This is a genomic window from Acinetobacter johnsonii (genome assembly GCF_048551975.1).
In the GTDB taxonomy this organism is placed as follows: domain Bacteria; phylum Pseudomonadota; class Gammaproteobacteria; order Pseudomonadales; family Moraxellaceae; genus Acinetobacter; species Acinetobacter johnsonii_A.
This window is the reverse complement of record NZ_JBIMCF010000232.1, coordinates 1-273: the sequence shown is the minus strand read 5'-3', so window position 1 is coordinate 273 and position 273 is coordinate 1. Positions and strand designations below refer to the sequence as shown.

The following is a 273-nucleotide window of genomic DNA, read 5'->3' as shown; positions in this document are numbered from 1 at the left end:
CTACGGGTATACACAATATCATGTTCGTCTGAGGCCACTAAACTCAACTCATATTTTCTGAAAAAACCACCAATCTCTGAAAATTCTTCATTTTTCTCTTTGCGAATTTCAATGGAAAAGGTCAGTGGTGCAGTATTGGTAAAATCAAAACTGACCAAAGTATGTGCGATTTGCGGCACCATCCAGTACGAGGTAATGATATTGACCCCAGTGATTTGATTTAGATCGAAAGAGCGGGTATCCCAATGTTCAGTATAGGAGCCATCGGGGTGC

1 protein-coding gene is annotated in these 273 nt (G+C 41.0%); it reads right to left on the bottom strand.

Annotated features, from left to right (window positions below; translation table 11 throughout):
• Positions 1-273 (bottom strand): DUF4105 domain-containing protein (locus tag ACG9ZB_RS17345; protein WP_419326858.1); only part of this gene is annotated, 273 nt, incomplete at both ends.